At 59.7% G+C, this 12,805-nt stretch carries 12 protein-coding genes and 4 pseudogenes; 11 read left to right on the forward strand and 5 right to left on the reverse strand.

The features are described from left to right. Positions 1–10: 10 nt before the first annotated feature. Positions 11–403 (forward strand): hypothetical protein, encoded by a 393-nt coding sequence (locus J3A98_RS07880; RefSeq protein ID WP_209965163.1) that lies wholly within the window; start codon positions 11–13, stop codon positions 401–403. Between the two features lie 18 nt (positions 404–421). Here J3A98_RS07880 and J3A98_RS07885 read toward each other — a convergent pair whose 3' ends face one another. Further along, positions 422–637 carry a hypothetical protein gene (locus tag J3A98_RS07885; RefSeq protein WP_209965165.1) on the reverse strand — a complete coding sequence of 72 codons (216 nt, stop codon included), beginning with the start codon at positions 635–637 and terminating at the stop codon, positions 422–424. Between the two features lie 133 nt (positions 638–770). On the opposite strand from J3A98_RS07885, the gene J3A98_RS07890 reads away from it, so the two are divergent. The 8 genes from J3A98_RS07890 to J3A98_RS07925 all read left to right on the forward strand — a co-directional run bounded on the left by J3A98_RS07890 (position 771) and on the right by J3A98_RS07925 (position 8,833). Beyond that, positions 771–1,241: a transposase gene (locus J3A98_RS07890; protein ID WP_209965167.1), complete on the forward strand. Its 471-nt coding sequence runs from the start codon at positions 771–773 to the stop codon at positions 1,239–1,241. Then, positions 1,238–1,717: a DUF1833 family protein gene (locus tag J3A98_RS07895; protein WP_209965168.1), complete on the forward strand. Its 480-nt coding sequence runs from the start codon at positions 1,238–1,240 to the stop codon at positions 1,715–1,717. Before J3A98_RS07890 ends, J3A98_RS07895 begins: the two co-directional genes overlap by 4 nt. A 2-nt stretch (positions 1,718–1,719) precedes the next feature. Then, entirely contained in the window at positions 1,720–2,097 is a 378-nt protein-coding gene (locus J3A98_RS07900) for a hypothetical protein (RefSeq protein ID WP_209965170.1), read from the forward strand. Next, positions 2,094–5,153 carry a host specificity factor TipJ family phage tail protein gene (locus J3A98_RS07905; protein ID WP_209965173.1) on the forward strand — a complete coding sequence of 1,020 codons (3,060 nt, stop codon included), beginning with the start codon at positions 2,094–2,096 and terminating at the stop codon, positions 5,151–5,153. The genes J3A98_RS07900 and J3A98_RS07905 overlap by 4 nt, the downstream gene beginning before the upstream one ends. A gap of 55 nt (positions 5,154–5,208) precedes the next feature. Then, entirely contained in the window at positions 5,209–6,984 is a 1,776-nt protein-coding gene (locus J3A98_RS07910; protein WP_209965174.1) for an SGNH/GDSL hydrolase family protein, read from the forward strand. Positions 6,985–7,000: 16 nt separating this feature from the next. Next, a complete protein-coding gene (locus tag J3A98_RS07915) occupies positions 7,001–7,744 on the forward strand; it encodes a hypothetical protein (protein WP_209965176.1) in 744 nt (247 codons plus the stop codon). 97 nt (positions 7,745–7,841) lie between these two features. After that, positions 7,842–8,324 carry a hypothetical protein gene (locus J3A98_RS07920; RefSeq protein WP_209965178.1) on the forward strand — a complete coding sequence of 161 codons (483 nt, stop codon included), beginning with the start codon at positions 7,842–7,844 and terminating at the stop codon, positions 8,322–8,324. Continuing rightward, the gene (locus tag J3A98_RS07925; RefSeq protein WP_209965180.1) at positions 8,321–8,833 is read left to right on the forward strand and encodes a DUF2514 family protein; all 513 of its coding nucleotides are present in this window, start codon (positions 8,321–8,323) and stop codon (positions 8,831–8,833) included. Before J3A98_RS07920 ends, J3A98_RS07925 begins: the two co-directional genes overlap by 4 nt. A gap of 283 nt (positions 8,834–9,116) precedes the next feature. Here the strand turns inward: J3A98_RS07925 and J3A98_RS07930 are convergent. Together J3A98_RS07930 and J3A98_RS07935 are read right to left on the reverse strand one after the other, a co-directional pair. Beyond that, positions 9,117–9,524: pseudogene (locus J3A98_RS07930) on the reverse strand (tyrosine-type recombinase/integrase); the annotation flags it as partial. A 311-nt stretch (positions 9,525–9,835) separates the two neighbouring features. Then, positions 9,836–10,198: an SH3 domain-containing protein gene (locus tag J3A98_RS07935; RefSeq protein ID WP_209965182.1), complete on the reverse strand. Its 363-nt coding sequence runs from the start codon at positions 10,196–10,198 to the stop codon at positions 9,836–9,838. 89 nt (positions 10,199–10,287) lie between these two features. On the opposite strand from J3A98_RS07935, the pseudogene J3A98_RS07940 reads away from it, so the two are divergent. Both J3A98_RS07940 and J3A98_RS26820 read left to right on the forward strand, forming a co-directional pair. Then, a pseudogene (locus tag J3A98_RS07940) lies at positions 10,288–10,777 on the forward strand (hypothetical protein). Then, positions 10,774–10,937, forward strand: a pseudogene (locus tag J3A98_RS26820) (terminase); the annotation flags it as partial. The pseudogenes J3A98_RS07940 and J3A98_RS26820, both read left to right, overlap by 4 nt. Here J3A98_RS26820 and J3A98_RS26825 read toward each other — a convergent pair. Both J3A98_RS26825 and J3A98_RS07945 read right to left on the reverse strand, forming a co-directional pair. Beyond that, positions 10,914–11,315 (reverse strand): annotated as a pseudogene (locus J3A98_RS26825) (site-specific integrase); the annotation flags it as partial. The pseudogenes J3A98_RS26820 and J3A98_RS26825 overlap by 24 nt on opposite strands. A gap of 168 nt (positions 11,316–11,483) precedes the next feature. Continuing rightward, on the reverse strand, positions 11,484–12,779 hold the full coding sequence (locus J3A98_RS07945) for an FAD-binding oxidoreductase (RefSeq protein WP_176684746.1): 1,296 nt from the start codon (positions 12,777–12,779) through the stop codon (positions 11,484–11,486). Positions 12,780–12,805 lie beyond the last annotated feature (26 nt).

The following is a 12,805-nucleotide window of genomic DNA, read 5'->3' on the forward strand; positions in this document are numbered from 1 at the left end:
GGAGATTCACATGGAACAGCAAGTCGCAGCAGAAACCAAATTCCCGGCTGGCCGGGCGATGTCATTCCTCTTGGATCATGACTGGGTCGAGATCACCCGCGGTGAACTGGTCGACCTCGCTGATTTTGATCTTGGCGTGTGTTTCCAGTGGGGGCTGGCAACCATCACCCGAGATGGCGAGATCCTGCCTGCTACGTCCGAGGTCGAAGTAGAAACGTCTCAGAACGGTTCTGATTGGGCGCCTGCATTCAAGGGGGCATGGACCCAGCAGTCGCTGGATAGCAGCGAGCACGGGATTCAGGTAGAAAGCAAAGGTCTCGTGCACATTCGTGCTCGCAAGTCGATTCAGGAAAACCGTGACGTGCGAGATGACGCAGCTATCAGGGTTCGGCGCAAGGCATAGGCCTAGCGCCGAGCTGTGTTAGTTCTGCTGACCCACCTCCTGAGTACTCGACCTTTCGTCGTTGATGCGCTCGATGTCCTTCAGGATGAGATCGATCGCAGAGCCTAGGCGGCCCAGGGCTTGATGAAGGAATGCGTTGCACCTCTCATCCTTAGAATCAAGTTCCCCGTATTCGCCCAGTAGTGATTTGAACTTGTTCAGTTCGTCTCTGGCGACGTTGTGTCGTCCGGTCATGTTTCTCTCCTTATTTACCTAGAAACCCCACCTCCCTTGCTGGGCCCTCACGCCCGGGAAGCGGAGGCGGTCGAGCATAGGTCAGATAGCTGTCAAATTGCTATCTAGGCCATGCCCTTGAAGAGGAATGGCAATGATTCAATACCCGGCAGAATTGCCACTTCCTCTGCAGGAGGGGTATGGCCTGAGCACGGTTGATCCGATGCGGGCTACGCAGATGGTCACGGGGCGGTCGCGGTATCGACGGGTAACCAGCAATCCCCCGACCTCCGCTCAGTTCACATTCAACTTCAGCCAGGAAGAGGCTGCGCTGTTCGAGGGTTGGCATACCTGGGCTCTGAACCTTGGCGTCGAGTGGTTCGAGATGCCACTTCAGACCCCGCTGGGTATGCAGGTGCACCTGGTGCACTTCAAAGGTATGTATACCGGCGGTGAACTGGCTCAGATCAAGCGCTGGCGGTTCTCTGCTCGCTTGGAGTTCAAGAAACGGCCGGTCTACACCGAGGACCAGTACCTCGGCGCCTACCTGGGCATGCCGCTTGACCAGTTCAACGCCGGCCTGCAATCCATCCTTGAGAAATGGCATACGGATTACTTCGGATGAGCCTGATAGAAGAATGCTACGCCTCGGGGCGTGGGGAGCTGGTCGACACGATCGAGGCGAGGAAGGAGGGCGGCACGGTCTCTCACTGCTACTGCTCTGGCTGGGAAGACCGGGTGTGCATCACCGAGGACGGCCGCACGCTGACCTTCGTCGCAATGGCCATGGACCTGGCCCTGCCGAAGAACGACAACAGCGCGTTCCAGAACTTGGTGCTTGGCCTGGACAACGTCACGGGCGAGGTACAGGAGGTCGTGGAGGAGGCCAAAGCAGCCGACGATCGCTTCATCATCACTTTCCGACGTTACCTGGCCGAAGACCTGACGTTCCCGCAAGAGCGGTACCGCATGACGCTGCTCAGCCGGGAGTACGAAGACGATGTGGCCAAGCTCACCGCCGGCTTCTTCGACCTGCTCAACACCAACGGTCTGCGCACCGTGCTGACCACTACCTTGGCACCTGGCCTGAAGTACCTCTAACCATGATCGAGAAATTCATGCGCGCCCCGTATCGCGAGGGTGCACGGGGGCCTATTGCCTTCGATTGCTGGGGCCTGTGCATCGCTGTTCGCCATGAGGTGTTCGGCCTGCCGCTGCTGCCCAGCTTGGGCGCCGTGGGCAAGAACAAGCTCAGGGCCAACACCGAGGCGTATCACGACCTGCGACAGGGCATGGAGGAGTGCTCTCCGGAGCCCGGGGCCATTGCTGCCGTGTTCCGCGGCGCTCTGTGCCTGCACGTCGGCGTGGTGGTGGAAAGCGAGGGAAGGCTGAAGGTGCTGGACACAAACCCCGGCGGCGCCTGCCTCCGGACAACTGGCGACTTTGAAGCCGCATTCCCAAGGGTGGTGTACTACCGATGACTGTCGAGTTCTATCCGAACAAGATGTCTAATACTGCCCCGATGGGCACGTGGAAGACAGATCGCCGCATGACGATCGAGGAGTGGCTGAAGTCCCTGGCCAAGTCCTACGAGCGCCGGGAAAGCCCGCCAATCAGCGTGGTGCTGAACGACGAGATTATCGAGCATCGTCTATGGCACAAGGTCAAATTCAAGCCTTCTGACCTGCTCCAGATCTACCGAGAGCCGAAAGGACTGGAGCAGGCATTCATGGGTTTCACCCTTTTTGCTGGGGTGAAAGCGTTTGCCAAGCTAGTTACGCCCAAGATGCCCGGCATGCCATCCAGCGCCGGCACCCAGCAGGGTGACCCCCTGACCGAGGCCAGCGCCAAGGGCAACAAGGTCAAGCTGGGTGACCCAGTGCGCCAGATCGCCGGGCACCAGCGGGTCTATCCGTCGTACCTGACCCAACCCCGCCGGGCGCATGTCGCCCCGCGTGACCAGCGCGTGGAAATGCTGCTGTACATCGGCGAAGGCGAGTACGAGGTACCGCTGGCCAAGGTCAAGGTAGGCGAAACCCCGCTGATCTCTCTGGGATCCGATGCAACGTTCACGATTTACCCGCCAGGCGCTGATCTGTCGGGCGACCCGGCCCATATCAACTGGTTCAACGTTCCTGAGGTAGGGGCAAGCTCCAGCGGCTCAGCCGGCCTGGAACTGACCATGGCCACCGACCTCACCAGGTCGGCCACGGCTTCGGCGTACCAGTTCGTTGGCGACACCATAAGTGTGCCGGCTGGCTCCGGCCAGTTCCCAGCCGACTGGTCGAACGGCATCATCGTCCGTGTGCTTGCGCCGTATACCTACACGGTGATTGACGGTGGAGCCGGGCGCGACATCATCCGTGGCCCGCTGGAAATGCTGAACCCAACGGCGGGCATGCTCATCGAGGTGGCTGGGGCGAATGCGGGCCTGTATGTGGTGCACAGCTACACGCCATACAGCCCAGCAGTGCCGGCCAACCCTGGAACCGCGTCGACGCTGACCGGCTCAGCCGCACCGAGCCGGTATGACTTCGACGTCACGCCGCTGAGCTTTAGCCTGGTCCGCGGCGCGTCGACGTATCCGATCACGCTCAACACGGCGACGACCGACCTCACCGGCCTGGTGTCTGCGTTGAATACCCTGCTCAGCGGGACGCCATTCCAGGCGCAGCAGAGCAGCGGACTTCTGCGCTTCGTTGAGCTGACCCCGTTTGCGGGCCAGACCATCACTGCGACCGGTGCATCTACCATTCTGGGGTCGTCTCCTGTCGGCGTTACCGGCACAGCAACGACCAGCGCTATTCCCGAGCAGCCAGCGGAAATGACGCTGGACTACGACGGAGGATCTCCGGTGGTAGGCCTGGCGCTCGGGCAGGGCCTGGCCACCATAGGGCCGCGCGGCCTGCGTTACCGGATCACTGCCTACAGCACGAACCTGCTCGAGGTGGAGCGCCTGACCTCGTCCGGATCGACCGACGCCGGCTGGCCCGGCTTCAACGTCATGCAGACCGTGAACGGCCTCATCACGCTGGACGCTTCGAACCTGCAGGGCGGCTACCGTGGGCCATTCGCCTGCTGCCCGGAAAACGAGAAGGTCACCCAATTGGAGTGGACTGTCACCTACGCCAATGGCCTGGCCGGTATCGGTCGGGAAGGGCAGATTTACGAGATCCCAACCTACTACGTGTTCGAGTACCGCGACATGGACGTGGCCGGTGCCTGGACGCAGCTCCAGTACATGAACGTGGGCGGCTCACTTGATGCTCAAGGCTTCACCGAGCGAATCACGCTGCCATACGCAATGCGAGCCGAGGCCCGTATCCGCAAGCAGTACGTGGACCGGCCCGGCCGGATCAACGATGAAGCGCGGGATGACGCCACCTGGACGGACCTGCGCGGGCGGATGCAGAACTCACCCACCAGCTACCCCGGCCTGACGGTGATGACCTGCAACATCCGTGGCGGTGACCGGCTTTCTGCGCAATCCGAGAGCCAGGTCAGTGTAGAGGTGACCCGCATTCTGCCGCTGATGGAAGGTGGTACCGGGCTAAGCCGCGACATCGTGCCTTGGTGCATCTACCAGCTGAAGCAGCGCGGGTACACGGATGATGACCTGGATCTGCCGGAGTGGCAGGCGTTCCACAACATCTGCGTAGCCCGGGGTGACACCTACGACGAGACGCTGGAGTCGACGATCACCGTCAAGGACATGATCAACAACGCCCTGGCGTGCGGTTTCGGGGAGCTGGTGACCTTCCGGGGCCTGTTACGCCCGGTTCGAGACAGTGCCCGGGCCGCGTTCGACGTGACCTACGGCCCGAAAACGCAGACCTACTCGCCACAGAACATGACCAAGATGCTCAAGATCAGCGGCGCTATGCCGTCGATCAACGACTTCGACGGCGTAGATGTGGAGTTCTTCTCGCGTACCACCTGGGCGTGGGAAACGGTCGAGTGCCGGTGGCCAGGTGACCTTGGCACCAAGGTCGAGAAGGTCAAGATGCCGGGTGTCAGCGATAAGGCCAGAGCCTGGCGCATCGGCATGCGCCGGCGTGGCCACCAGAAGTTCCGGACCGACATCTACACCTGGGAAACCGAGATGGACGGCAGCAACAGCGGCTACTTGAGCTTTGCAGCCGTTGCAGATGACGCGCCAAAGCGGTGCCAGAGCGCGATTCTGCTGGCCTTTGAGGTGACGGGGTCGGGAACCCTGCTGACCTCTTCGGAGCCGTTGGACTTCAGCGCCGATGGAGAGCACCGGATTGGCGTGCGCAGGCTCGACGGCACGCTATCCGGACCATGGACGGCCACTCAGGTGGACGAATACACCGTTCGGGTCGATGCGCTGGACTTCACGCCAGTGGTCGATCCTCCGCTTGAGCCACCGCACATCCTGTTTGGCCCGGCCACCCGATGGGCATACCCAACATTGATCACCAGTTCAGACCCAGGGAAGGACGGAAACGTCTCGATGAAGGGCATGCCCTACGACGCCCGCGTTTACACCTACGACGACCAGTTCCCGCCGGCATGACGCCGCAGCAGTTACCAGGCCCGCCACGTGCGGGCTTTTTATTGAGGAAGATTTGATGAGCGGCCAACAGACCCTTCAGGAGCTGGACCGAATTGTCGGGACGACAAACGAGCTACTTCTGTCGCCCGAAGTGAAGATGATGGACGTTGGTGGTGGCGTGATGCGGCCAACCAACGCAATGGTGATGACCAATCTGTCCACTCTGCTCGGCGGCGCTATGCCGTACCCATCGTTGGCAGAGGGCTTGGCTGGGACCGGAGATGGCACAAACTTCAGCGTTCTATCCAGCGTTGAAGACGAGTATGTGAACGTCTACCGGAACGAGGGTGGCGTCGGCGTTTTTGTCGACAGCTACCCGAATACCGACGCGCTTCGCAAAGCTGTTGGCCGTATCAAGGGCTATACGCCATCTGCTGAAACGGAAACCACTTCAGTTCTGGTGGCCAACAAAGAGGGTGGTAGGCTCGCCAGAATCACCAACAAAAGCGTAATTCTCCCGAGCCTGAGGCTGACGACAGAAGACGGCCGAACGGTGATTCGCAACAATGAAGGCGGCGCTGTTCTTTATGCTGACGCTGCCAGAGCGCTTTTCGGCTGGCTTGAGCAAAGACCCACAACTCGTGACGGGGCCTATGTCACCAACCGGGAAGGCGGCCTGATCAAGGATCTCTCAGGCACGATCGATGTTGAGCAAGTGGCTGATGATCCATTTGCTTCGGGGCTGATGTTCACGCCACTGCTGGTCACAGCTGAAGGCTTTGAACAGACGCTGTACCTTAAAAACTTGCTGCCGAAGCGAAGCCTGGCTGGCTCGGTAACTGCGACGCTGAGTAGCACCACCACCTCTGCTAGCGAGACTGGCCCTGACCTTAAAATCGCGCCTGGAAAACTCGGTGCCAACGCAGTCTTGAACCTTCGCAGCAACTCCCTTCCATCTGCCAGGCATTTCTTGAATGTGGCTGTGAAGAACGTACCGGTTCAGTCGACGCCTACGTCCGTCAAGGTGTTGATGATCGGCGATAGCATCGTGAATCGGCAGGGTGGCTTTCTGCTGAAGCAAGTACTTCAAGCGCTTAACATCACTGCTACCTGCATTGGCACGCTGCGTGGCTCTTCAAGTCCGACGAATCCGAACGATTTCACTGGCGAGCTCGGCGAGGGCCGCGAGGGCTGGGAAACCGGTGACTTTACGTACGCCATCACCGATCGGGCGCTGGTAATCGCCCCAGGTGATGAAACAAATTACCTGGAGAACATGACCAAGTCAGAGCAGATGCTGCGGAATCCATTCCTGCGTGCAGCTACTGGATCTGATCCAAGCTCAATCGTCAGGAACGGCTATGTATTCGATCCGGCTTTCTACCAGAGCCGTTTCGGGCTTGAAGCACCGGACGTCGTGGTCTACTCGGTTGGAACCAACGATGTTCGGGATCGCACTGCAGGTACCATTTACGATGTGGTGCTGGCTAACGACACCATCATCCAGGCTCAAATCCGGGCCGCATGGCCATCCGCAAAAATAGTTCGCATGTTCCCAGGTACTGCAATAAACACTGAGCGTGACGCTCTTTGGGAAACGCATTACTTGCCCATGCTCCGTGCGATTCAGCAGGCCGCCGCTAACCTTGCTGATCCAAAATTGATAATAGCCCCAACCTGGGCCCTTACCAATCCGGAGTCCGGATACGCCTTCTCGGCAACATCTCCAGGGGCTGATGGTTTTTACACCGGTGATTGGACTGATGCGATTCACCCAATTCAATCGTCACGGCAACGCTTGTACGAAGCGGTCGGCGCATATACAGCAGCCGCATCTCTGAACATCATCTGAAAAAGGATACAGGATAATGGGTGTAGCAATTATTACCGACGGTCCAATCACGCCCACTCGCTTCGTTGTCCCTAATGTGGATCGAGGGCTTGAGCTGTGGCATGAATTCGACTCCAGCGTGTCGAATTTCAACATCAACAAGGCGCCCGGCAAATCCAACTCGGTCGTAATGGGCTCTCCGACTGCTTTCGCATCACATGCGAGATTCAAAGGTGGGTTGAACTTCATTCAAACCATGGTGGGCGATACTGACGAGATCACTATCATCGTGGTTGGTCGAAGTGTTCTGCTCCCTACCGGCAACGCTGACGGATCCATTCTGGTAGGCGGGTACACCGGTACGTCGGTAACGCCAGGCATTACAGGCCAGGCAGCCGGCGCAAACATCTACTTGGCCAACCCTACATCCGCCACTGGTTCAGCGAGCCGAAACGATGGCTCAGGTGTTGCGGCTGCTGCTGGGGTGAGTGGTAACGGCATCGTTCCGACCAGTTGGGCTATTCGTAGCGTTCGCGCGAAAACTGGCGAGTTTACGGTTCTGACTGATCACACGGCCGGCGTATCGTTCACAGGTACTACCAAACTCCAGCGTGCCTTGAACGGCAACAAATACCGGATCGGTTCTGGGACCTCTGGCTTTGCCGGTGAATGCGATATCACCATGGCTGCGATCTTCTCGGCTTATCACAGCCCAGAAGAAATTCAGGCAAATATCGACATGGTTCGAGTTCGCTTGGCAAGGCTGGGCATCAACGCCTGAATTTGATCGCAGGGTATCGGCCGCCATTGGCGGTTTTTTTGTGCCCGAACTTCGCCAGCCCGCCCAGAGCGGGCTTTTTAACAACTGGAGAACACATATGCCACTTGATAGCGACATCCGCCAGGGACTAGCCCTGCTTCCTCCGCAGATGGGTTCTCGATCTGCCCGGGTGCTGCTGCATGCCATCAGCCTGCAAGAAAACCCCAAGCGCCTCGAGCAGCAGGTCAAAGGTCCAGCCCGCGGCGACTATCAGTTCGAGAAGGGCGGCGGCGTTGTCGGCGTGATGACTCATGCCGCATCGAAGAGACTGGCAGGGGAGGTGTGCCGCGCACGTGCCGTGGCCTTCAACGCCGATTCGATCTACCAGGCCGTAGGCCGCGACCCGATTTTGGCTGCTGCGCTGGCGCGCCTGCTGATCTGGACCGACCCCAAACCGCTGCCCGCTACCACGGATGAGCAGGGCGCCTGGGAGTTGTACCTGCGCACCTGGCGTCCCGGCGCATACGCTCGCCAGCCCGAAGATCTGCGCGCCAAGTTCAAGCGCAATCATGCGGCCGCTGTGGCAGCGGTGGCAGCGTGAGCCTGCCGCTTCCCGCCTGGGTCTGGTGGCTGGTAGCTCTGTTGCTGGTTGCCGGTGGACAGCAGTACCGGGTGATGCTGACGCAACTGAATGTAGCGAGCGCCCAGGCCGATCTGGCGAACTACCGCCTTCAGGTCGCCGAGCGTGATCGGCGCGCGGCTGCCCAGACCAGAACCGAAGAACAGCGCCGCCAAGCCGTGGCGGACAAGGAGGGTGAGAATGCACGACAACAACTGGAGCTGGCCCAAGGCCGGGCCGCTGCTGCTGAGTCTGCTGCTGGTGGGCTGCGCGGTGAAATCGCCCGACTGCGCGCCGGCAGAACAGCAACCTGCGGTGCCATCGCTACCCAGCAGCGCAAGGCAGGAACCCCTGCCGTCGTGGTGCTTGGGGGATTGCTTGAGGAGTCTGACCGAATGGCGGGAGACCTCTCGACAGCGCTTGAGCGAAGTCGAATAGCTGGGCTGGCGTGCGAGGCGGTTGTGGATGGAATCCGCCGTGGCGGTGGGTAGCTATATAAAGGAAGGGAAACGGTCGGCAGAACGCCGGGGGCGGGCTGGCCTGGGCCAGTGACTTTTGAAGTGACTTTGTTCTGTTCGGTTCTTCATCGTTAGACATCGTTGCAGCGAGCGTCTGGCGGAAAAACCAATGCTTTCAAGCAGCTACGGCTGCCTGCCACGCATGGGGTGCAAGGGGTCGAGTGTTCGAATCACTCCGTCCCGACCATATATTTCAACGACTTAGCCACCTTAGGGTGGCTTTGTCGTTTTTGCATGTGGGGAGTTTTTCGGGACTTCATCCGATTTTCCTCTTCAAGATCGTCAACACCGGCCCGCGGGAGTCAGTTGTTGATACCATGTTCGCAGCCTCAATCAGCTTGTCCAGCTCAGCGCCGGAGTAGTGGCTGGTGATGCTGCCGTTCTTGTGCCCGAGCAGTGACTTCCGATCCTCTTCAGTAACGCCTGCTGCCCGCAGTCGTCGACCGAAGGTGTGCTTTAAGTCGTGAATCCTGATCGAGGCATATCCAGGGTGAGCGGGGCGAAGGTTTTCCTCCTGCCAGAGTTTCGCCGCTCTCACCCGTGCCTTCTTCCATGCCGAGTCGTTCATCCGGTGCATCGCGGTGCCGTTGTATGGGAATACCCACTCCTTGCTGATCCCGCGCTGCCTTTCAATGATCGACTTGGCCACGTTGTTCAGCACCACCTGAGTGTCGCCTTCTACCTGGTGGCCATCAGCGGGTTCGGCGCGTTCGTCACCACCCTGCAAGGCCATTGGGTAAACCCATTCGGCGTGATGCTCAGCGCTGGGTTGGTCGCATATGCCTGGGCCCGTCGCGGTCACGCCTTCAGCTGATCCGCGCCACAGAATAGACGTGCGCCGTTTCGTGGCGCGGGAGTGAGTATGAGCAGACTGATGCCACCGGACGACCTGCTCGATTCACTCTGGCTCACGCTGCACCCGGCCACTGGTGTGTGGGATTGGGTCCAAGGCGAGCACTTGCCTAGACAGGCGATCTAATTTTGAGGTTGTATATTTGCTAAAGGCACCCATCCAGTTGCGCCGTCTGAAGTCCTTGCCGCCCAAAGCCAGCCGTTCAACTGACGCTCGCCTTTCAGTATTTGCCCCTCGACAACATCCAGCTCTCTGTTGGTGAAGTCCTCCAGCATCTTTGCAGAACCATCCACCTGGCGGTCAAGGAGCTGCCCCGGCACAAAGCCGGATTGTTGGCCAGGAACAGTACAGAAATACCAGTCGGGCCAGCCTTCGGGTCCTTCATATCGTTCTCCAACCAAAATCCGATCTCCGGTTTTTAGGGTCATGGGCTCTGGAAATTCGCTGATATGTGAGTGAGTTACCACATAGCTCAATTTGGTCATCTTGGCTTCCTTGGATGGTGTGGGCTCCAACCAATACTGGCAGCACACCACTATTTCAATCCTGCCTTTAGGTCTACTTGAGACAATTTATGACAACGAAGCAACCCGACTGGGAGGTAATCGAACGAGCCTACCGGGCCGGGGCGCTTTCCATCCGTACCATCGTTGACCGCAACGGGGTGAGCGACACCGCGATCCGGAAGAAGGCCAAGGCGTTAGGCTGGGAGCGGGACCTTTCCAAGCAGGTCCGCAAAGAGGTTCGCAACACGCTGGTTCGCGGCGAGGTTCGCGAAGATCAATGTGCGAACCCTGAGCGGGACGCCGAGATCATCGAGGAGGCGGCAGAAGAGGGCGCGAGGGTTGTTCGCAGTCACCGCCGCGACATTCGCACAGCCGCGAACCTTGCAAACCTGCTGATGGATGGCTTGCTCACCAACCCTTTTCCAGCTGTCCTCGGCCATGAAGAACCTGCAGGTGCTTGAGCGCACCGCATTCGGCCTGGACGACTAGGAGCAGTCGAAAGACGCCGACGAGCTATCGCAGTTGATGGATGAACTATCGAAGGATGCCTGGCCATGAAGCCCGAGCACCTGAAACTGCTCCGGGATCGGTTTTGGCGGCTGAACAACCTGTACTTCATCACGGATAAGCAGGGCAACAAGGTCCGCTTCCGCAGACGCAGGAACAGATCGATTACTTCCAAGGGATGCACACGCACCTCTTGCTCCCGGCAGCCCGTGTTCACCTTGAAGAGTGCCATCGTATGCAGGTGGCCAGGCAGCTCGTTGAAAAGGATCGACTGCTTTACCCATGACATTGGGTAGGGCTTGCGGCTCGACTTCTTCTCTTCGAGCTTTCTCAGCATGAGCACACTGTCGAGCCATGGCCGGCGGTCATCGTCTCGCCACTTCCGTGCGCATAGGGTCAGCACCCGAACAGCGCGCTCAATTGCGATATTGATCGTCCGATTGCTTACGGCATTTGCAATGGTCTCACCTGGCAGAACCTTTTCTGTCTGCCGATCCCTGATAAAAGGCTCCAGCGCCTGGTCATCGATGTGCGTCAGCGGCAGGTGGCCCAGGTGCGGTTGAAGCTGCTTCATGCACAAGGCGGTCACGACTCACAACGAGCATCCGGCCAAGCCGTACAAATGGAACAAGGCGGCAGAGGCCATCATCAGCTCGGCACACATGGCAAAGCTGAGGTTGATGAAAAATAAGCTAATGAATTAAGCGCTCAGAACACTAGGTTCCTCACATTCTGCAAGAGCGGCTTTTACATCAAATTAGTTAAACCGTTCGAATCGATAGGGGCGTGGGTCAATCAACGGCGTCCGCTGCGCCACCAGGTCCGCCGCCAGTTGCCCGGCAGCTGGCGAGGTGCCAAATCCATGTCCGGAAAACCCGGTCGCCAAGGTCAACCCCGGCAAGCTCGGCACCGCGCCAATCACTGGGTTCGAATCCGGCGTCACATCAATGGTCCCCGCCCAGGCCGAAGCAATCCGCGCTTGCTCGAACACCGGCCAGGCATTTCTCAGATTGCGCAGCGCCTCATTGTTCAGCGCGGTGTTAGCCGCTGGATCCTGCACTCGCACCCGCTCGAACGGGCTGGCGTCTGTCGCCTTCCAACGCCGGGCCAACGCCAGGTCCTTGAAGAAGTACTTGCCCAGGCTGATCTTCAAAAAGTCACGCTGTGCCCGCAACTGTGGCAAGTAACGTTTACCCAGCAGCAGATGGTCAAAGGTCAGGAAGGCATCGAGCTTGCCCCGCTGGGTAATGATGAAACCCCCATCCTTGTGTTTGCGGAACGAAAAGTCCGGCGCGCCGACGGCAATATCCGTCGGCCCCTCCATGGCCTCGGTCCGCAACACCGAACAGGTCAGCGGCAAGGTCGGCAGGTCAATCTTCAAGTTGCCAAGAAACTTGCGCGACCACAGCCCGCCCGCCAGCAGCACCTGGTCACAGCGAATCTCTCCCTGTTCGGTCACAACGCCACTGACCCGTCCCGCATGGGTCTGCAACGTGCGCACCGCGCAGTGCTCGATAATCTGCGCGCCCTTGGCCATCGCCGCGCGGGCAATGGCGCTGGCGGCCAGGGTCGGCTCGGCGCGGGCATCGGAGGCGGTGTACAGCCCGCCGGCCCAGGTGCTGCTGCCGCCCGGCACAAGACGGGCGATTTCGCCGTTGCTGAGCAAGCGCGAATCCAGCCCCAGGTGCGCTACGCTCTTCAGCCAGCGCTCGTGCATGTCCATCTGCGCGTCATTGCGCCCGATGAACATGATCCCGGCTTGCCGGTAACCCACGTCGCTGCCGACCCGCTGCGGCATCTCGGCCCACAGCCGATCGGCCGCAAGCGCCAGGGGGATGTCGTCGGCGTGGCGGTTGGTCTTGCGTACCCAGCCGAGGTTGCGCGACGACTGTTCGCCGGCGATGCGGCCCTTTTCCAGCACCACCACCGGAATGTTGCGCTCGGCGAGGGTCAGCGCGGCGGTAAGGCCGATGATGCCGCCGCCGATGATCACGACGGTAGTCGCGTCCGGGTGGCGGGGGCAGGTGAAGACGGGATCGATGGCGGGGGACATGGCGTTACTCGGCGGAGAGAAGGGTG

Source organism: Pseudomonas sp. BP6 (assembly GCF_017875935.1).
GTDB classification, from domain to species: domain Bacteria; phylum Pseudomonadota; class Gammaproteobacteria; order Pseudomonadales; family Pseudomonadaceae; genus Aquipseudomonas; species Aquipseudomonas putida_Y.